17 protein-coding genes and 1 tRNA gene are annotated in these 18044 nt (G+C 70.7%); 13 read left to right on the forward strand and 5 right to left on the reverse strand.

The genetic code is table 11. The annotated features are described in order from the left end of the window. Window positions 1–82: 82 nt before the first annotated feature. The 11 genes from BJ991_RS07620 (at window position 83) to BJ991_RS07670 (ending at window position 9791) form a co-directional block, all read left to right on the forward strand. Complete coding sequence (locus BJ991_RS07620; protein WP_179488896.1) at window positions 83–1123, forward strand: TadA family conjugal transfer-associated ATPase; 1041 nt, start codon at window positions 83–85, stop codon at window positions 1121–1123. After that, window positions 1111–2019 (forward strand): type II secretion system F family protein, encoded by a 909-nt coding sequence (locus tag BJ991_RS07625; protein ID WP_179488899.1) that lies wholly within the window; start codon window positions 1111–1113, stop codon window positions 2017–2019. Before BJ991_RS07620 ends, BJ991_RS07625 begins: the two co-directional genes overlap by 13 nt. A 61-nt stretch (window positions 2020–2080) precedes the next feature. Beyond that, a complete protein-coding gene (locus BJ991_RS07630) occupies window positions 2081–2305 on the forward strand; it encodes a DUF4244 domain-containing protein (RefSeq protein ID WP_179488901.1) in 225 nt (74 codons plus the stop codon). After that, window positions 2302–2655, forward strand: a complete 354-nt coding sequence (locus BJ991_RS07635; RefSeq protein WP_343048679.1) for a TadE family type IV pilus minor pilin — start codon at window positions 2302–2304, stop codon at window positions 2653–2655. The genes BJ991_RS07630 and BJ991_RS07635 overlap by 4 nt, the downstream gene beginning before the upstream one ends. A gap of 3 nt (window positions 2656–2658) precedes the next feature. Continuing rightward, window positions 2659–2976, forward strand: a complete 318-nt coding sequence (locus tag BJ991_RS07640; protein WP_179488903.1) for an Rv3654c family TadE-like protein — start codon at window positions 2659–2661, stop codon at window positions 2974–2976. Between the two features lie 65 nt (window positions 2977–3041). After that, the gene (gene topA / locus BJ991_RS07645) at window positions 3042–5768 is read left to right on the forward strand and encodes a type I DNA topoisomerase (protein ID WP_179488905.1); all 2727 of its coding nucleotides are present in this window, start codon (window positions 3042–3044) and stop codon (window positions 5766–5768) included. Continuing rightward, entirely contained in the window at window positions 5765–6427 is a 663-nt protein-coding gene (gene tmk / locus BJ991_RS07650) for a dTMP kinase (RefSeq protein ID WP_179488907.1), read from the forward strand. The genes topA and tmk overlap by 4 nt, the downstream gene beginning before the upstream one ends. Before the next feature lie 40 nt (window positions 6428–6467). Continuing rightward, the gene (locus BJ991_RS07655) at window positions 6468–7646 is read left to right on the forward strand and encodes a DNA polymerase III subunit delta' (RefSeq protein WP_179488909.1); all 1179 of its coding nucleotides are present in this window, start codon (window positions 6468–6470) and stop codon (window positions 7644–7646) included. Continuing rightward, the gene (locus BJ991_RS07660) at window positions 7643–9190 is read left to right on the forward strand and encodes an alpha/beta hydrolase (protein WP_343048680.1); all 1548 of its coding nucleotides are present in this window, start codon (window positions 7643–7645) and stop codon (window positions 9188–9190) included. Before BJ991_RS07655 ends, BJ991_RS07660 begins: the two co-directional genes overlap by 4 nt. 83 nt (window positions 9191–9273) lie before the next feature. Next, window positions 9274–9346 (forward strand) — tRNA-Thr (locus tag BJ991_RS07665). Between the two features lie 52 nt (window positions 9347–9398). Further along, window positions 9399–9791 (forward strand): hypothetical protein, encoded by a 393-nt coding sequence (locus BJ991_RS07670; RefSeq protein WP_179488911.1) that lies wholly within the window; start codon window positions 9399–9401, stop codon window positions 9789–9791. 28 nt (window positions 9792–9819) lie between these two features. Here BJ991_RS07670 and BJ991_RS07675 read toward each other — a convergent pair whose 3' ends face one another. Next, window positions 9820–10782 (reverse strand): EamA family transporter, encoded by a 963-nt coding sequence (locus BJ991_RS07675; RefSeq protein ID WP_179488913.1) that lies wholly within the window; start codon window positions 10780–10782, stop codon window positions 9820–9822. 88 nt (window positions 10783–10870) lie between these two features. Between BJ991_RS07675 and BJ991_RS07680 the strand changes: the two genes are divergently transcribed. Together BJ991_RS07680 and BJ991_RS07685 are read left to right on the forward strand one after the other, a co-directional pair. After that, window positions 10871–13129 (forward strand): MMPL family transporter, encoded by a 2259-nt coding sequence (locus BJ991_RS07680; RefSeq protein ID WP_179488915.1) that lies wholly within the window; start codon window positions 10871–10873, stop codon window positions 13127–13129. After that, window positions 13126–13707, forward strand: a complete 582-nt coding sequence (locus BJ991_RS07685; RefSeq protein WP_179488917.1) for an isochorismatase family protein — start codon at window positions 13126–13128, stop codon at window positions 13705–13707. The genes BJ991_RS07680 and BJ991_RS07685 overlap by 4 nt, the downstream gene beginning before the upstream one ends. Before the next feature lie 12 nt (window positions 13708–13719). On the opposite strand, the gene BJ991_RS07690 is transcribed toward BJ991_RS07685, so the two are convergent. Genes BJ991_RS07690 through narH form a run of 4 tightly spaced genes read right to left on the reverse strand, consistent with a single transcriptional unit; the run spans window position 13720 to window position 18039 of the window. After that, entirely contained in the window at window positions 13720–14952 is a 1233-nt protein-coding gene (locus BJ991_RS07690) for a nitrate/nitrite transporter (RefSeq protein WP_343048682.1), read from the reverse strand. Continuing rightward, window positions 14949–15728 (reverse strand): respiratory nitrate reductase subunit gamma, encoded by a 780-nt coding sequence (gene narI, locus BJ991_RS07695; RefSeq protein WP_179488919.1) that lies wholly within the window; start codon window positions 15726–15728, stop codon window positions 14949–14951. Before narI ends, BJ991_RS07690 begins: the two co-directional genes overlap by 4 nt. Next, a complete protein-coding gene (gene narJ / locus BJ991_RS07700; protein ID WP_179488921.1) occupies window positions 15725–16348 on the reverse strand; it encodes a nitrate reductase molybdenum cofactor assembly chaperone in 624 nt (207 codons plus the stop codon). Before narJ ends, narI begins: the two co-directional genes overlap by 4 nt. After that, a complete protein-coding gene (gene narH, locus BJ991_RS07705) occupies window positions 16345–18039 on the reverse strand; it encodes a nitrate reductase subunit beta (protein ID WP_179492603.1) in 1695 nt (564 codons plus the stop codon). Before narH ends, narJ begins: the two co-directional genes overlap by 4 nt. Window positions 18040–18044 lie beyond the last annotated feature (5 nt).

The raw sequence follows: 18044 nt of genomic DNA on the forward strand, positions 1-18044 counted from the left end.
CAAGGAGCGCCGACACGCCTGATTTCACCGGATGCTCGGCCCAGGCGCCCTGCGCGGCGACGTCCTCCCTAGCGTCGAACGCATGCCCGAGCCGTTCGTCGTCCAGCCCCGCGCGGGGATGAGCGCTGCCGCCGTCGAGCCGCCGACGGCGGCAGGGGGCGGGGAGCCGTCCGCGGGGCGGCGGATGCGGCATCCGGCGCTCGAGCCGTTCGAGCGATACCTCGACGACCCATCGGTGACCGACATCTTCATCAACTCGGGTCAGGGGCTGTTCGTCGATCGCGGCGAGGGCTCGCGCCGCGCGCCGGAGTGGCGCGCGACCGAGGAGGATGTGCGCGACCTCGCGGTGTCGCTCATCGCGGTCGGCGGACGTCACCTCGACGACGCCGCTCCGGCAGTGGACGTGCGGCTCGAGGGCGGGGTCCGCGTGCACGCCGTCCTCCCGCCCGTGTCGCCGGACGGGACGGTCATCTCGATCCGGGTTCCGCGCATCGAGCGTCCCCGGCTCGCCGATCTCGAGGCACGGGGCGCGTTCGACACGCGCGGTCGCGCAGCGCTCGAAGACCTCGTCCGGCGGCGCGAGAACGTCCTCGTGACCGGCGCCGCGGGCGCGGGCAAGACGACGCTGCTGGCCGCACTGCTCGCGAGCGCGGATCCCTCCGAGCGGATCGTCACCGTCGAAGACGTCGCCGAGCTCGGCATCGACCACCCCCACCATGTGCGCCTCGAGGCGCGGCAGCCGAACCTCGAAGGGACCGGCGGCATCGCGCTCGACCGGCTCGTCCGCGAGGCGCTGCGCATGCGGCCCGACCGCCTCGTGGTGGGCGAGTGCCGGGGCGCCGAGGTGCGCGAGCTGCTGTCCGCCCTCAACACCGGACACGACGGAGGCGCCGGCACCCTGCACGCCAACGGGCTGCATGACGTCCCCGCGCGGCTCGAGGCGCTCGGCGCGCTCGCGGGCCTCGACGATCGCGCGCTCGCCAGGCAGGTCGTGAGCGCGATCGGCGTCGTGCTCCATGTCCAGCGCACGCCTGACGGCTGTCGGCGCTGGGCTGCGGCGGGCCGGCCGGTGCTCGACGACGCGGGGCGCCTCGCGATCGAGGAGGCCTCATGGGCGGCCTGATCCGACGTGCCGCCGCGCGATCCGACGAGGCGGATGCCGCGGGCACCGCCCTGACGCTGGCGGTGATGCTCGGCGCCGGTGTCACGGCGGCCCGCGCGTGGCAGCACCTCGCAGAGTCCGGCGACCCGGGTGCCGTCCGGGTGCACGAGGCGCACGACCGCGGGGCTCCGCTTCCGACGGCCATCGCTGCGCTGGGCGGACGGTGGATCGACGTGGCGGCAGCGTGGTCGGTCGCGACCGTCGTCGGAGCGCCCCTCGCTGAGACGCTCCGCGCGATCGCCGCCTCGATGCGCGATGCGCAGGAGGCGGCCGACGAAGTGCGCGTCGCGCTCGCCGAACCGGCGGCGACGGCCAGGCTCATGGGCTGGCTGCCGCTCGTCGCGGTCGCCCTCGGCATCGTGCTCGGGTTCGACACGATCGGCGTGCTCCTCGGCAGCCCGTTCGGGATCGCGTGCCTCGGCGCCGGTGTCGCCCTCATCGTGGCCGCCCGGCTGTGGAACGCGCGCCTCGTCCGTCGTGCGGGCGATGAGGGATCCGTGCCCGGAATCGGGGCCGAGCTGCTCGCGATCGCGCTGGGCGGCGGGGTCTCGATCGATCGGGCGCGCGACGTGGTCGACGCCGCACGGGCCGAAACCCCGGGCAAGCACGACGCATCGTCGGTCGACGAGATCCTCGCGCTCTCGCGCTCGGCGGGCGTGCCGGCGGTCGAGCTGCTCCGCGCGAAGGCGGAGCTCGAGCGTCATCGTGCCCGGGTGGAAGGGCGTCTGCACGCCGCACAGCTCTCTTCGCGCCTGCTCCTGCCGCTCGGAGTCTGCACGCTGCCGGCATTCCTGCTGCTCGGCGTCGTGCCGATGTTCTTGAGCGTGGTGTCCTCGACCGACCTCACGCTTCCCTGATGTGCCCGCCCGAAAGATGCAACCGATCAACCGATAGGTCAACCGATAGAGAGGAACCCCCATGTCCGTCAACCCGAGCCCGCTCCGCCGCATCCCGCTCCCGACGCTCACGCGGCGCCGCGCCGCGCACCTCTTCGGCGATGAGACCGGCGCTGCGACGGCCGAGTACGCGATCGCGACGATGGCCGCGGTCGCATTCGCGGGACTGCTGGTCGTGATCATGAGGAGCGATGAAGTGCGCGGCATCCTCACCGATCTCGTGCGCCGGGCGCTCACGGTCGAGTGATCCGCGCTCTCGCCGAACGCGGCTCGCGCCGCGACCGCGGCTCGATCGTCGCCGAGTTCGCGGTCGCGCTGCCCGCCATCGCGCTGGTCCTCCTGTTCGCCGGTGGGGTGCTCGCGGCCGGCGCACGCCACGTGCGCCTGCAGGACGCGGTCGCCGACGCCGCTCGCCTCGTCGCCCGCGGCGAGCCGGTCGCGTCAGCCGAGGCCGTGGTGGCCCGCGCGGTCGCCGGTGGCGAGGCATCCGTCGAGCATCGTGACGACCTCGTGTGCGTCGTCGCGTCTGCGCCCGCCGGCCTCCCGGCCCTGCCGCCGCTGTCGGCCGCGAGCTGCGCGCTCGCGGGAGGGCGGTGAATCATGCCGGGCACCGTGCTCGCGGCGGGGGTGGTGGGGTTCGCGGCATCCGTCGCCGTCGGCCTGTGCGCCGTCACCGCCGCCGCGGTCGCGAGCCAGCGGATCGCGGGTGCCGCCGACGCCGCGGCACTCGCCGCGGCCGACACGGCGTCGGGTGCGGCGAGTGGCATCGCATGCGATCGGGCAGCCGAGATCGCGGATGCTGCGGGCGCGCGAGTCGTGTCGTGCGAGGTCGACGGGCTGATCGCCACGGTGTCCGTGGCCGGCTCGTTCGGCGTGTCCGACCTCACGGCGTGGGCGAGGGCCGGACCTCAGCCGTGAGCGAAGCGCGGTCCGGTTCCCAGCGAGCGGAGTGTATGGTTTGCGTCGAAGAAAGGATGCCTCCCTTGGCCAAAGGCAAGAAGCTCGTCATCGTCGAGTCCCCGACGAAGATGAAGTCGATCCAGTCGTACCTGGGCGACGGATACGAGGTGCTGTCGTCGGTGGGTCACATCCGCGACCTCGCCGACAAGCGCGACATCCCTGCCGACAAGAAGGAGGCCTACGGCAAGTACTCGATCGACATCGAGCACGGCTTCGACCCCTACTACGTCGTCAACGATCGCAAGGCCAAGACGGTCGCCGAGCTCAAGCGCGCGCTCAAGGATGCCGACGAGGTCCTGCTCGCCACCGATGAGGACCGCGAGGGCGAGGCCATCGCGTGGCACCTTCTCGAGGTGCTCAAGCCCAAGGTCCCCGTCAAGCGCATGGTCTTCCACGAGATCACGAAGGACGCCATCCGGGCTGCCGTCGAGAACACGCGCGAGCTGGACCAGGCCCTCGTCGACGCGCAGGAGACCCGCCGCGTCGTGGACCGCCTCTACGGGTGGGACGTGAGCCCCGTGCTCTGGTACAAGGTGCAGCAGGGCACGTCCGCCGGCCGCGTGCAGTCCGCCGCGACGCGTCTCATCGTCGACCGTGAGCGCGAGCGCATGGCGTTCGTCGCGGCCTCCTACTGGGACATCGAGACGCTCGCCGAGAAGCGCGACGACGGCTCTTCGAGGGAGTCGTTCTCGGCGCGGCTCGCGCGCGTGGACGGCGCGACCCTCGCCCGGGGCACCGACTTCGACGACAAGGGCCAGCTCAAGAAGGCGGTGCTCGCCCTCGACGAGGCGAAGGCGCGCGAACTCGCCGAAGCCGTCGCGCGGGTGGGCGAGGCATCCGTCTCGAACCTCGAGTCCAAGCCCGGCACGCGCAGCCCTCGTGCGCCGTTCACGACCTCCACGCTCCAGCAGGAGGCGGGCCGAAAGCTCTCCATGAGCGCCAAGCACGCGATGAGCGTCGCGCAGCGTCTCTATGAGAAGGGCTACATCACTTACATGCGCACCGACTCGACGGCGCTGAGCACGCAGGCCGTGCAGGCGGCGCGCGCGCAGGCGGTGGAGCTCTACGGCGACAAGGCCGTTCCGCCGAACCCGCGCGTGTACCGCAACAACAGCAAGAACGCGCAGGAGGCGCACGAGGCGATCCGCCCGTCGGGCGAGCAGTTCCGCACGCCTGCGCAGGTTTCCGGCGAGCTGGACCGCGACGAGCAGCGACTTTACGACCTCGTCTGGAAGCGCACGCTCGCGAGCCAGATGTCCGACGCCAAGTACGAGACCACGACGGTCACGCTCGAGGTCGATGCGGACGGCGCGCGCGCCGAGTTCACGGCATCCGGCACCGTCTACACCTTCAAGGGCTTCCTCGACGCCTACGAGGAGGGCCGCGACGAGAAGCGGGCCGACGCCGACAAGGCAGACGACCAGGCGCTCCCGGCGCTCGCCGTCGGCGACACGCTGCGCCTCAAGGACGTCGAGGCGAAGGGCCACACGACGACCCCGAAGCCCCGGTACACAGAGGCGAGCCTGGTGAAGGCGCTCGAAGAGAAGGGCATCGGCCGTCCGTCGACGTTCGCGAGCATCATCGACGTGATCCTCGACCGCGGGTACGTCTCCAAGCGCGGTCAGGCGCTCGTTCCGACCTGGCTCGCGTTCAGCGTCGTGCGCCTGCTCGAGCAGCACTTCTCCGACCTCGTCGACTACGACTTCACCGCCGAGCTCGAGGACGACCTCGACGCGATCGCACGCGGAGAGCGCGAGCGCAGCGAGTGGCTCAACGAGTTCTACTTCGGCTCGGACGAGCACGTCGGACTCCGCAGGATCGTCGACAACCTCGGCGAGATCGACGCGCGCGAGCTCAACTCCACCCGCATCTCCGACGGCGTCACGCTCCGCTTCGGCAAGTACGGGCCCTACCTCGAGGTCACCGACCCGGCCGACCCCGACGCGAAGCCGCGCAACGTCAACATCCCCGAGGGGCTCGCCCCCGACGAGCTCACCGCCGAGAAGGCGCGCGAGCTCATCGAGGCACCCGTCGCAGGCGACCGCGTGCTGGGCGAGAACCCGGCCAACGGCAAGCTCATCGTCGTGAAGGACGGCCGCTTCGGCCCGTACGTGCAGGAGGAGGAGCCGGTCGATCCCGACGCGGTCGACCCAGCGACGGGTGAAGTCGGTGCGACGGATGCCGCAGCCGAGAAGCCCGCCCCCAAGAAGCGCGGTGCGAAGAAGGACGCCGTGCCGAAGCCGCGCACCGCATCGCTGTTCAAGTCGATGAGCCCCGACACGATCGACCTCGAGACGGCGCTCCGCCTGCTCGAGCTGCCGCGGGCCGTCGGCACGGACCCCGAGACGGGCGACGTCATCACGGCGCAGAACGGCCGGTACGGGCCGTACCTCAAGAAGGGCACCGACTCGCGCACGCTGCAGGGTGAGCAGCAGATCTTCGACATCACGCTCGAAGAGGCGCTCGCGATCTACGCGCAGCCGAAGTACGGCGCGCGCGGCGCGTCGAGCGCGCTCAAGGAGTTCGAGGCCGACCCGACCAGCGGCAAGCCCATCAAGCTCAAGGATGGCCGCTTCGGCCCGTACGTCACCGACGGTGAGACGAACGCGACCATCCCGCGCGGCGAGAGCGTCGACGACCTCACCTTCGAGCGGGCCGTCCAACTGCTCGCCGAGAAGCGCGCGAAGGGCCCGGCGCCCAAGCGCACACGGCGCACGACGACGACGCGGAAGACGGCGGCGAAGAAGTGACGCTCGACAACGGGGCGCCCGCTCGCGCCCGGGGGGTGTTCGTGACCTTCGAGGGCGGAGACGGCGTCGGAAAGTCCACGCAGGCCGAGCGCCTGCAGGAGTGGCTTGAGGCCGAGGGCTACACGACCGTGCGCACGCGCGAGCCGGGCGGCACCGAGGTCGGCGGGCTCGTTCGCGACATCGTGCTGCACCACCGCGGCGAGATCATCGCGCGCGCCGAGGCGCTGCTCTACGCCGCCGATCGCGCGCAGCACGTCGCGACGGTCGTGCGACCCGCGCTCGAGCGCGGTGACATCGTCATTCAGGACCGGTACTTCGACTCGTCGCTGGCCTACCAGGGCGCGGGCCGCGTCCTCGGCCGGGACGAGGTGCGCAGGCTGTCGCTGTGGGCGGTCGAAGGGCTGATCCCCGACGTCACGGTGCTGCTGGACCTCGACCCCGACATCGCGCGCGAGCGTCGCGAGGCACAGGGCAGGCCGTTCGACCGGCTGGAGGCCGAGCAGGCGGAGTTCCACGAGAACGTGCGCCGCGAGTTCCTCGCGCTCGCCGACGCCGAGCCCGCCCGCTTCCTCGTGGTCGACGCGTCGCAGCCCGTCGATGAGATCGCCGCCGACGTGCGCACGCGCGTGCGATCGGCGCTCGAGTGGGCCGGGATCTGATCCGGACGCCGCGTCGGCGCCGCCGATTAGGCTGAACCTCATGGACGCCACCGCCGCCGCGCCCGTCGAGCCGGCCACGCTCGACGACCTCCCGTGGGGCGCGGTGTGGGGGCAGCAGGCCGCCGTCGAGGCGCTGCGGGCCGCGGCATCCGACCCCGACCTGATGACCCACGCGTGGCTCATCACCGGGCCGCCCGGATCGGGCCGCTCGATCCTCGCGCACGCGTTCGCAGCCGCGCTCATCGCCCAGCCGGGCGATGAGCAGGCGATGCGGCAGGTGCTGGCCGGAACCCACCCTGACCTCACCGCGCTGCGCACCGAGGGCGTCATCATCTCGATCAAGGACGCGCGCGCCCTCGTCGAGCGCTCGTACTTCTCGCCCTCGATCGGCCGTTATCGCGTCATCGTCATGGAAGACGCCGACCGCATGACCGAGCGCACGTCGAACGTGCTGCTCAAAGCCCTCGAAGAGCCGCCCGAGCGCACCGTGTGGGTGTTGTGCGCGCCGAGCGACGCCGATCTGCTGCCGACCATCCGGTCGCGGGTGCGCACGCTGCGCCTGCGCGAGCCCGAGGTCGACGAGGTCGCGAAGCTCATCGCGCTGCGCACGGGCGTCGACGAAGCGGTCGCCGAGCAATCCGCCCGTCACGCGCAGCGCCACATCGGCATGGCCCAGAGACTGGCCACGGATGCCGCGGCTCGCGCCCGCCGCGACTCCACCCTGCGCTCGGCGCTCGCCGTGCGCGGCGTGGGCGACGCCGTCGAGGTCGCGGGGCACATCGTCCAGGCCGCGACCGAAGACGCGAAGGCGCTCACGGCCGAGCGCGACCAGGCGGAGCGTGCGAGCCTGCTGCGCACACTCGGCATCGCCGAAGGGGCACCGGTGCCGCCGGCGGTCCGATCGCAGCTCACCGCCCTCGAGGAGGAGCAGAAGCGGCGCGCGACGCGCAGCCTGCGCGACGGCATCGATCGCGTCCTGACGGATCTGCAGTCGATGTTCCGCGACGTCGTCGTGCTGCAGTTCGGACGCGATGCCGACCTCGTCAACCGCGAGCTCGACCCCGAGCTGCGCGCGCTCGCCGACGCGTGGCCGCGCGTGCGCACGCTCACCGTGCTCGAGCGCATCGCCGAGACGCGACGCAATCTCGAGCAGAACGTCGCCCCCACACTCGCCCTCGAGAGCATGCTCGTGACCGTCGCGAGCGGGAGGACCCTGTGACCCGAACCGCGCCCCGCCGATTCCGGCGTCTCCTCGCCGTCGTGGCCGGATCGGCCGTGGCATCCGTCGCGCTGTCGGGATGCCTGTACGCGATGATCCCCGAGTCGCGCCCCGCGCCGACGCTCACACCCGACACCGAGGGGGTCCCCGCCGAGCTGCTGCCGTACTACGGCCAGGAGCCTGAGTGGGAGGCATGCGGCGAGGGTTTCGACTGCGCGACCGTGAAGGCGCCGCTGGATTGGGAGAACCCCGGTGGCGTCGACATCGAGCTGGCGGTCATCCGGCACGCCGCGACCGGCCAGTCGCAGGGAGCGCTCTTCACGAACCCGGGCGGCCCCGGTGTGAGCGGCAAGTCCTACATCGCGGATTCGCTCTCGTTCGCCGTGAGCGAGGAGCTCATCGAGTCGTTCGACGTCGTCGGGTTCGATCCGCGCGGCGTCGGCGAGTCGACCGCGGTGCGCTGCTTCGACGCCGCCGGCATGGACTCGTACCTGTTCGACATCCCCGAGGCCCCGCGCGGGTCGGAGGAGTGGACGGCCGAGCTCATCGCCTCGGGCGAGGAATTCGCGCAAGCGTGCGACGCGAACAGCGACGGCATCCTGCCCTACATCACGACCGAGCACTCCGCCCGGGATCTCGACCTGCTGCGCGCGGTGCTCGGCGAGTCCGAGCTCACCTACCTCGGCTACTCGTACGGCACCTACCTCGGCGCCCAGTATGCGGAGCTCTTCCCCGACCGCGTCGGGCGGCTCGTGCTCGACGGCGCGCTCGACCCGACGATCTCGATGCTCGAACTCGGTGTCGTGCAGACGATCGGCTTCGAGCGGGCGCTGCGCGCGTACATGGAGAACTGTCTCGCCGACGACGAGTGCCCGTTCCGTGGCACGGTCGACGAAGCGCTCTCCGACCTCAACGCGCTGTTCGCGAGCCTCGACCGGTCGCCCCTGCCGAGCGCGGACGAGCGGCTGTTCGGGGCCGACGCGCTCGAGACGGCCATCTCGACCGCGCTGTACGCGCGCGAGTACTGGGACTTCCTGACCGAGGCGCTGCGCGGTGTGCTGCAGGGCGACCCCGAGATCGCGTGGCTCCTCGTCGACGCGTATTTCGACCGCCAGGACGGCGTCTACCTGTCGAACCTGATCGAGGCGTTCTCGACCTACAACTGCATGGACTACCCGGTCGACTGGACCCCCGAAGAGGAGGCCGCCGCCGACGAACTGCTGCGCGCCGAGGCGCCGACCATCGCGGAGTACAACATCGGGCCGAACCTCTGCCGGGAATGGCCGTACGAGTCGACCAACGTGCGCGAGCCGCTGACCGCCCAGGGCGCCGCGCCCATCGTCGTGGTGGGCACGACGAACGACCCGGCGACGCCGTACGAGTGGTCTGTCGCGCTCGCGGATCAGCTCTCCTCGGGCGTGCTGGTCACACGCGTGGGCGAGGGACACACGGGCTACAACAAGGGCAACGTGTGCGTCGACTCCGCGGTCGAGACCTACCTCCTCGAAGGGACGGTCCCCGAAGACGGGCTCCGCTGCGAGTAGCCGCGATCCGAGGACGGCCTCGGTTCGCGAGCACTCCCGCGACCCTGTAAGATCGTTGATCGTGCATCGCGCAAGCGAGGCGCGCCACCTTAGCTCAGTCGGCAGAGCGATTCACTCGTAATGAATAGGTCAAGGGTTCGATTCCCTTAGGTGGCTCGAGACACAGGCCCGGGTTCTCCCGGGCCTTTCTCGACACCGGGGAGGCGCGATGGAGCACGTTCTCGACGCGGTGCTCGAGATCTTCGCGTGGGTCGGCATCGGCGGAGCCATCGCGCTCGCCATCCTCGCCTTCGCGCTGTGGATCGCCGACGGCACGTGGGTGCCCGTGCACGCCGTGATCGACGACTCTCCGAACGGACGCGTCGCCCGGTGGTTCGACGAAGGGGGGGTGGGCGAGGCCGTCCTGACGCCGCACCTCGCGCACGAGCTCGGCGCCAAGGACGCTGCGGACCTCTACGCGCGGCGCGGATCGCGCGACCGCGTGCGGCTCTACCGCACGGCGCCAGGAGTGCGCTTCGCGGCGTGGATCGCACTCGCCCTCGGCGCGCTCGGGATCATCGCGCTCGTCACGTCGTGGGTGATGCTCTTCGTGCGCGCCTGACGACGGTCGCCACTCGCGCCACGACGGCTCAGCCGACCGCGAGCATCGCCCCCGCGGCCAGTGCGAGCGCGAGCCCGACCCATTGCACCGGAGCGATGCGTTCGCGCAGCACGATCGCCGCGAGCAGGATCGTCCCGCCGGGGTAGAGCGCCGTGAGGGCCGACACGACCGAGAGGTCGCCGAGCCTCAGTGCGAGCAGCATGAAGCCGTTCGCCGTGGCATCGAGCACGCCGCATCCGATCGCGAGCCACCAAGCCCGGCTCCGCGATGACGTGAGGATCCGCGTCGGAATCTGCGCGGTCGCGTGCGCGAGATCCGCGTGCCCGGTCGGCGTTGCGCCGAGATCGGGGTCGGCGGGGGTCAGCACGGCCGCAATCGCGCGGCCACGGCGCACGGCGCCGAGGATCATGCCGCCGACGACCGCGCCAGTGATGACGACGCTCGTGAGGCGGCTGAATACGAGCGGCACGAGGCCGCTCTCGTCGCGCGTCTGGTCGATCACGATGAGGAAGGCGCCGATCGCGATGCCCGCGCCGACCGCCATCACGAGGCCGCGCACGCTCGGCCGCACGACCTTCTCGCCGGGGATGAACCCCACGAGCACGACGGCGACGAGCGCGACGCCGAGCCCGGCGTAGCCGAGCGGCGACAGGCTCTCGCCCTTCACGAGCAGCCCCCACAGCATGGGTGCGATCGCCGAGACGACCGCGGTGAGCGGCGAGAGGATGCTCATCGGACCGATCGCGAGGCACGCGTACAGCAGCACGACCGCGACGATCCCGAACAGACCGGCGGCGACGCCCCATGCCATGTCGGCACCTGTCGCGTCGGCCCCGAAGAGGGGGAGAGCGAGAACGAGGACGACGAGACCGGATGCCGCGGAGACGGCCGTCACGACGATCGAGCGCAGCCGCTTCGCCGCGATTCCGCCGAGGAAATCCGCCGACCCGTACACGAGGGCGCCGAGGAGCGCGACGAGGGCGGACAGCATCCGCCCAGCCTACGACCGCCGCGAGCACGCAGAGCGCGCCATCGAAACGGATTGTGCAAATCTCGTAGATGCTAGATAAACTAGCAATATGTCTTTGCGTCAGAGGGACCGCCACACGACCAAGCGCTGGGTCCGGATCGGCATCCCGATCGTCCTCGTCCTCGTGTGGCTCATCGGCGGCGGCGTCGGCGGCCCGTACTTCGGCAAGGTGGGCGAGGTGTCGACGAACGACCAGTCGTCCTTCCTTCCGGAGAGCGCCGATGCGACGCAGGTGAGTGAGCGGCTGCCCGACTTCCTCGGCGAGGACTCGATTCCGGCCGTGATCGTGGCGACGGGGGACGGTGAGCTCACGGAGGACGACCTGGCCGCGCTGCAGGCACTCGCCGGCGATGTCGCCGAGCTCGACGGCATCGCGGGCGAGGTGTCGCCGCCGCTCCTCTCCGACGACGGCGAGTCGGTGCAGCTGTTCGTGCCGATCGACGGCGAGGAGGTGCGCGACAGCGTCGAACAAGTGCGCGCGCTCATCGCCGAAGACCTCGACGCGCCGCTCGAGGCGTGGGTCACCGGTCCCGCCGGCTTCACGGCCGACCTCGCCGCGGGCTTCCTCGGCATCGACGGGCTTCTTCTCGCCGTCGCCCTCATCGCGGTGTTCATCATCCTCGTGATCGTCTACCGTTCCCCGCTGCTGCCCATCCTCGTGCTGCTGACGTCGACGTTCGCGCTGTGTGTCGCGCTGCTCACGGTGTGGTGGCTCGCGAAGGCCGGCGTTTTCGTGCTCAACGGGCAAGTTCAGGGCATCCTGTTCATCCTCGTGATCGGCGCCGCCACCGATTACGCGCTGCTCTACGTGGCCCGATTCCGCGAAGCGATCGCCGACGGCGCGCCGCGGTGGGACGCGACGCTCCGTGCGTGGCGCGGCTCGTTCGAGCCCATCATCGCGTCGGGCGGCACGGTCATCGCAGCCCTGCTGTGCCTCCTGCTGAGCGACCTCGCGACGAACAGGGCGCTCGGCCCGATCGCGTCGATAGGCATCGCGTTCTCGATCCTGGCTGCGCTCACGTTCCTGCCGGCGCTGCTGGCGATCTTCGGTCGTGCCGCGTTCTGGCCCTTCATCCCCAAGCCCGGGACGGGCGCGCTTCCGGACGATCTCACCAAGCCCGCCAAGGGCATCTGGCCGCGTCAGGCGCGGTTCGTCGCGCGGCACGCGCGTCCCGTCTGGATCGTCGCGACGGTCGTGCTCCTGGCTGCGACGGCTGGCGTCCTTCAGCTCAAGGCCGACGGCGTGCCGACGAGCGAGTTCGTGCTGGGTGCCTCCGAGGCGCGCGACGGCCAGGAGGTGCTCTCCGAGCACTTCCCGGCGGGTTCGGGCAGCCCTGTGTACGTCATCGCCCCCGAGGACGACCTCGCCGAGGCGGTCGAGCTGCTGGACGACAGCGACGGCATCGAGTCGGTGGCTGTGGCATCCGCCGATTCTCCGACCGGGCAGGCGACCGTCACCCTCGAGGGCGGGGAGCCGGTGTTCGCGGCACCCGGTCCTCCCGGAACGCCCGTGCCTGAGCCGAGCACCGCCGACGGCGATGTGCTGCTCATCGGCACGCTGACCGACGCCGCCGACTCGACGGATGCCGAAGACACCGTTCGCGACCTGCGAGTCGCCCTCGACGACGCGCTCGGCGACGGCACGACCCTCGTCGGCGGCGTCACCGCGACCGACGTCGACACGATCGACACCTCGATCCGCGACCGCACGCTCATCATCCCGGTGGTGCTCGCCGTGATCCTCGCGATCCTCATGCTGCTGCTGCGGTCGGTGGTCGCGCCCGTCCTGCTGATCCTCAGCGTGGTCGTCTCGTTCGGCGCGGCCCTCGGCGTGAGCGCACTCGTGTTCAACAACGTGTTCGGCTTCCCGGGCGCCGACCCGGCAGTGCCGCTGTTCGGCTTCGTGTTCCTCGTGGCGCTCGGCGTGGACTACAACATCTTCCTCATGTCCCGCGTGCGGGAGGAGTCGATCACGCACGGCACGCGTCCGGGCATTCTGCGCGGCCTCGTCGCGACGGGCGGCGTCATCACGTCGGCGGGTCTCGTGCTCGCGGCGACCTTCGCGGCGCTCGGGGTGATCCCGATCCTGTTCCTCGCGCAGATCGCGTTCATCGTCGCATTCGGCGTGCTGCTCGACACGTTCGTCGTGCGGTCGCTGCTCGTGCCGGCGATCTCGTACGACATCGGGCGCGCGATCTGGTGGCCGTCGAAGCTGTCGCGCAATGACGCCGAGCCGACCCCGGGCGATGGCACCGAGGCATCCGAGCCGATGACCCGTGCCGGGCGGCGGCGTACGCTCGTGTCATGAGCAAGGCGCTGTTCATCGTCGATGTCCAGAACGATTTCACCGAGGGCGGGGCACTCGGCGTGGAAGGCGGAGACGCCGTCGCCGAGCGCATCTCGCGCTTCCTCGCGGAGCATGCGGAGGAGTACTCGATGATCGTCGCATCGCGCGACTGGCACGACGGCGACAACGACAACGGCGGACACTTCGCGTCGGGCGAGCCCGACTTCATCGACACGTGGCCCGTGCACTGCGTCGGAGGCACCGAGGGAGCCGAGTACGACCCGGCGTTCGACTCGAGCACGGTGACGCATCACGTCAAGAAGGGCCAGGGCCGGCCGGCGTACTCGCTCTTCGAGGGCACGACCGATGAGGGCGAGAGCGTGCACGAGTTGCTCGAACGGCACGGGGTCGTCGAGGTCGACATCGTCGGCATCGCGACGGACTACTGCGTGCGGGCATCCGCCCTCGACGCCGTCGAGCACGGTCGCCACGTGCGCGTGTTCACGGACCTCGTCGCGGCGGTCGCGCCGGGATCGGGCGAGGCGGCTCTCGCCGAGCTCGCGCACGCGGGAGCGGAACTCGGCGAATCCGGCGTCTGAGCGCCCTGAGGCTCACCCCGTGTCCGCGCCGCGCTTGCGGTTGTCGCGGATCGCGAGGAATACCGTGAAGGCGAGGGCACCGAGCGCCGTCGCGCACAGGAGCGCGAGGCCGATCGTGTAGCTGTGGGCTTGCGCGTTGTAGGTCGCCCCCATCACCAGCGGCGGGAAGTACCCGCCGAGCCCGCCCGCGGCTCCGACGATGCCCGTCACCGCGCCGACGCGGTTCGCGGGCGCGCGCTGCGCCACCCACGTGAAGACCGCGCCCGTGCCGAGCCCCAGCGCGAGCGCCATGAGCACGAACGACGTGCCGGCGGCGAGCTCGGGCGGCGGCTTGAACGCGATGACGATCGCCATGATGCCGGCTCCCGCGAGCGAGATGCCGAGCACGATGGGCGGTCCGATCTTGTCGGACAGCCACCCACCGACCGGACGTGCGACGACGGCGGCGATCGCGAAGCCCGCGGTGCGCGCGCCGGCGTCGGCGAGGTCGAACGAGTACACCTCCTTCAGGTAGGTCGGCAGGTACGTCGAGAACGCGACGAAGCCGCCGAACGTCACGGCGTACAGGAACGCCATCTGCCACGTCACCGCGAGCTTCGAGGCGGCCGCGAGCTTGGGGATCACGGGGTCGCGGTTCGGCTTCCAGGCGGGCGAGTCGCGCATGAAGATCCACACGAGCACCGCGACGACGAGCAGCGCGACGGCGATCGCGATATGCGTCGCGACGTAACCCCACCATGCGACCATGCGCGGCGTGAAGAACGACGAGAGCGCGGTGCCGCCCATGCCCGCGCCGAACAGGCCCGTCGCGAAGCCGCGGCGGGACGGCTCGTACCACGCGTTGACGAACGGGATCCCGATCGCGAACGTCGTGCCGGCGATGCCGAGGAGGAACCCGAACACGATGAGCATCACGTACGACTGGGCGAGGCCCGCGAACATGACGAGCAGCACGGGGACGGCCGATACGGCGGTGAGGATCGTGAACATGATCCGTCCGCCGTACCGGTCGGTGAGGGCGCCTGTGATGATTCGCCCGAGCGAGCCGACGATGACGGGCGTCGCGATCAGCAGCGACTGCTGCGTCGCGTCCAGCTCGAGCTCCGCGGCGTACTGCACCGCGAGCGGGCCGACGATGTTCCACGCCCAGAACGTGATGGCGAAGGCCAGCAGGGCCAGCCACAGGTTGAGCGTGCGGCCCTGCAGGGCGGTGCCTGTGGTCTGAGTCGAGGCGGTCGTGCTCACCGGGAGCTCCTTCGCGAGCGGCGGGGTGTGCGGTCGGGTTCTCGGTCTCGCGTGCCGACGGGTGCCCAGCCGCGACGGATGCCGCGAGCCGTCGTCGGCCGGCCGTCCCGTGACCGGTACACGATGTACGGCCGGAAGAGGTAGTGGATCGGCGCCGTGAAGGCGTGGACGAGGCGCGTGAACGGCCAGATGATGAACAGCGCCATGCCGATGAGCGTGTGGAGCTGGAACGCGAACGACGCCTCCGACATCGCCTGGATATCGGGCTGGAAGATGAACAGCGACCGGAACCACGGTGACACCGTGTCGCGGTACGTCTGGTCCTCGTGCGGGCCGATGACGCTGAGCACCGTCGTGGCCAGGCCCGCCACGATCGCGGCGACGAGCACGACGTACATCGTCTTGTCGTTCTTCGTCGTCGCCATGAACACCGGGCCGGTCGTGCGGCGCCGGTAGATGAGGATCCCGACCCCGACGAGCGTCGCCACGCCCGCGATCGTGCCGAGGCCGAGTGCGGCGAGGTGGTACATCTCCTCGGTGACGCCGAGCGCCTCGGTCCACGACTTCGGGATGACGAGCCCCGCGATGTGCCCGATCACGACGACGAGGATCCCGAAGTGGAACAGCGGCGACCCGATCCGCAGCAGCCTGGACTCGTAGAGCTGCGACGACCGCGTGGTCCAGCCGAACTGGTCGTACCGATAGCGCCAGATGAGGCCGCCGATCAGGATGATGACCATGACGTAGGGGAGGATGCCCCACAGGAGCAGGCTCATGCGCGACCCCCCGCGGGGATGAGAGGGATGAGCCGGGGGTCGCCCGCCTCGAGGCCCACCGACTCCTGGGGCGGCCCGGCGGCGGCCATCGCCATCGCCTGCTGCCGGTCGGCGGGCGATGGCCCGGGCAGCGTCGCGCACACGGCGGCGACGACGCCCGCGTACGGCGACCCCCGTTCGGCGAGCGCGATGCGGATGAGCTCGACGCTCGCACGATACTGCTGCAGGATCGCAGTGCCCGACTCGGGGCGGTGCCGCGTGAACTCGAGCACGAGCGGCAGGTAGTCGGGCAGCTCTCCGGTCTCGGCCTCCATGCCCTCGGCGCGGTAGCGCGCCTTGAGGTCCGCGAGCGCTCCGCCTCGGCGCCGCGTGTCGCCGTCCGTCCAGTACGTGAGGTACAGCGCGTGGCGCCGCGACATGTCGAACGTGTCGACGTACGCGGTGCGGATCGTCGCGGCATCCGTCGTCGCCCACCACTCCAGCAGCGGCGCGAACAGCTCGGCGGCCCTCGGTGCGGACTCGCGCAGTGCGGCCGCGACGAGCGGGCCGGATGCCAGCACGTCGTCGTCCGGATACGACAGGCACACAGCCGCCGCCTGGTGCACGACCGCGGCCTTCATGACGAGTCCCCGTCCGAGGCATCCGCATCGACGGTCCGCCGCGGCGGGAACATGCCCGGCGGTGCGCCGTTGCCGTCCCAGTTGAGGAGGTTCACGCGGCCGCGGAGCGCCTCGTCTCCCGCGCGCGTATCGGACGTCTGGCGCTCGCGCAGCGCGTGGAAGGTCTCGACCGCGACCGGTGTCGGCCGTCCGCTCGCCTCGCCGAACGGGCCGGATTCCTCGGCGTACGGCCCGCCGTCGAAATCGAGCGAGCACCCGAGCTCCTCGAGCTCGTGCGCCTGCTCGTAATGCGCGGTCGGGATCACGTACCTCTCCTCGTACTTCGCGATCGCGAGGAGCCGGTACATCGCGTAGATCTCGTCGCCGGTCATGCCGACCGCGGCGGGGATCGACTCGTCGCGCTCGCGGTCGAGAGTGATGTCGCGCAGGTACGAGCGCATCGCCGCGAGCTTCCACAGCACGTCCGACACGACGTCTGTGTCGCCCGCCGTGAACAGCTCGGCGAGGTACTCGACCGGGATCCGCAGCGACTCGATGGCCCCGAACAGCGTGCCGGCGGCCTCGGCGTCGTGCCCCTGGTCGCGCAGCAGATCGACGATCGGCGACAGCGGCGGGATGTACCAGACCATCGGCATGGTCCGATACTCCGGATGCAGCGGCAGCGCCACGCGGTACTTCTTGGCGAGCGCGTAGACCGGCGACCTCCGAGCCGCGTCCATCCAGTCCTCGGGGATGTCGCCCTGCGCACGGACCGCTGCGATCACCTCGGGGTCGTCGGGGTCGAGGATCAGGTCGAGCTGCGCCTCGTAGAGGTCCTTCTCGTCGGGCGTCGACGCGGCCTCGGTGACGCGGTCGGCGTCGTACAGGAACAGGCCGAGGTACCGCAGGCGCCCGACGCACGTCTCGGAGCACACGGTGGGCAGCCCGACCTCGAGCCGCGGGTAGCACAGCGTGCACTTCTCGGCCTTGCCGGTCTTGTGGTTGAAGTAGATCTTCTTGTAGGGGCATCCGGTGATGCACTGCCGCCAGCCGCGGCAGCGGTCCTGGTCGACGAGCACGATGCCGTCTTCGGCCCGCTTGTAGATCGCTCCCGATGGGCACGAGGCCATGCACGACGGGTTCAGGCAGTGCTCGCAGATGCGTGGGAGGTAGAAGAGGAACGTCTTCTCGAACTGCATCTTGATGGCGTCCTCGGACTCGCGGCGGACCTTCTCCACGATCGGGTCGAGATGCCCGAGTTCGGTCGCGCCGCCGAGGTTGTCGTCCCAGTTCGCCGACCACGTGATCTTGGTGTCCTCGCCGGTGATGAGCGACTTCGGCCTGGCGACGGGGAAGTCGTCGCCGAGGGGCGCGTCGATGAGGGTCTCGTAGTCGTATGTCCACGGCTCGTAGTAGTCGGCGAGCTTGGGCTGCACCGGCGACGAGAAGATCGTGAGCAGGCGCCGCAGGCGGCTTCCGGTGCGGAGCTTGAGGCGCCCCCGGCTGTTGAGCGTCCACCCGCCGCGCCACTGCTCCTGGTCCTCGTACCGGCGCGGGTAACCCTGGCCGGGGCGCGTCTCGACGTTGTTGAACCACACGTACTCGGTGCCGGCCCGGTTGGTCCACGCCTGCTTGCACGTGACTGAGCAGGTGTGGCATCCGATGCACTTGTCGAGGTTCATGACCATGCCCATCTGGGCCATCACGCGCATCAGCA

It is taken from the genome of Microbacterium immunditiarum (assembly GCF_013409785.1).
Taxonomy (GTDB): Bacteria; Actinomycetota; Actinomycetes; order Actinomycetales; family Microbacteriaceae; genus Microbacterium; species Microbacterium immunditiarum.

Coding starts and splice junctions, on each gene's coding strand:
- BJ991_RS07620 (WP_179488896.1), top strand. CDS start 83: ATGCCCGAGCCGTTCGTCGTCCAGCCCCGCGCGGGGATGAGCGCTGCC.
- BJ991_RS07625 (WP_179488899.1), top strand. CDS start 1,111: ATGGGCGGCCTGATCCGACGTGCCGCCGCGCGATCCGACGAGGCGGAT.
- BJ991_RS07630 (WP_179488901.1), top strand. CDS start 2,081: ATGTCCGTCAACCCGAGCCCGCTCCGCCGCATCCCGCTCCCGACGCTC.
- BJ991_RS07640 (WP_179488903.1), top strand. CDS start 2,659: ATGCCGGGCACCGTGCTCGCGGCGGGGGTGGTGGGGTTCGCGGCATCC.
- BJ991_RS07655 (WP_179488909.1), top strand. CDS start 6,468: ATGGACGCCACCGCCGCCGCGCCCGTCGAGCCGGCCACGCTCGACGAC.
- BJ991_RS07670 (WP_179488911.1), top strand. CDS start 9,399: ATGGAGCACGTTCTCGACGCGGTGCTCGAGATCTTCGCGTGGGTCGGC.
- BJ991_RS07675 (WP_179488913.1), bottom strand. CDS start 10,782: ATGCTGTCCGCCCTCGTCGCGCTCCTCGGCGCCCTCGTGTACGGGTCG.
- BJ991_RS07680 (WP_179488915.1), top strand. CDS start 10,871: ATGTCTTTGCGTCAGAGGGACCGCCACACGACCAAGCGCTGGGTCCGG.
- BJ991_RS07685 (WP_179488917.1), top strand. CDS start 13,126: ATGAGCAAGGCGCTGTTCATCGTCGATGTCCAGAACGATTTCACCGAG.
- narI (WP_179488919.1), bottom strand. CDS start 15,728: ATGAGCCTGCTCCTGTGGGGCATCCTCCCCTACGTCATGGTCATCATC.
- narJ (WP_179488921.1), bottom strand. CDS start 16,348: ATGAAGGCCGCGGTCGTGCACCAGGCGGCGGCTGTGTGCCTGTCGTAT.
- narH (WP_179492603.1), bottom strand. CDS start 18,039: ATGCGCGTGATGGCCCAGATGGGCATGGTCATGAACCTCGACAAGTGC.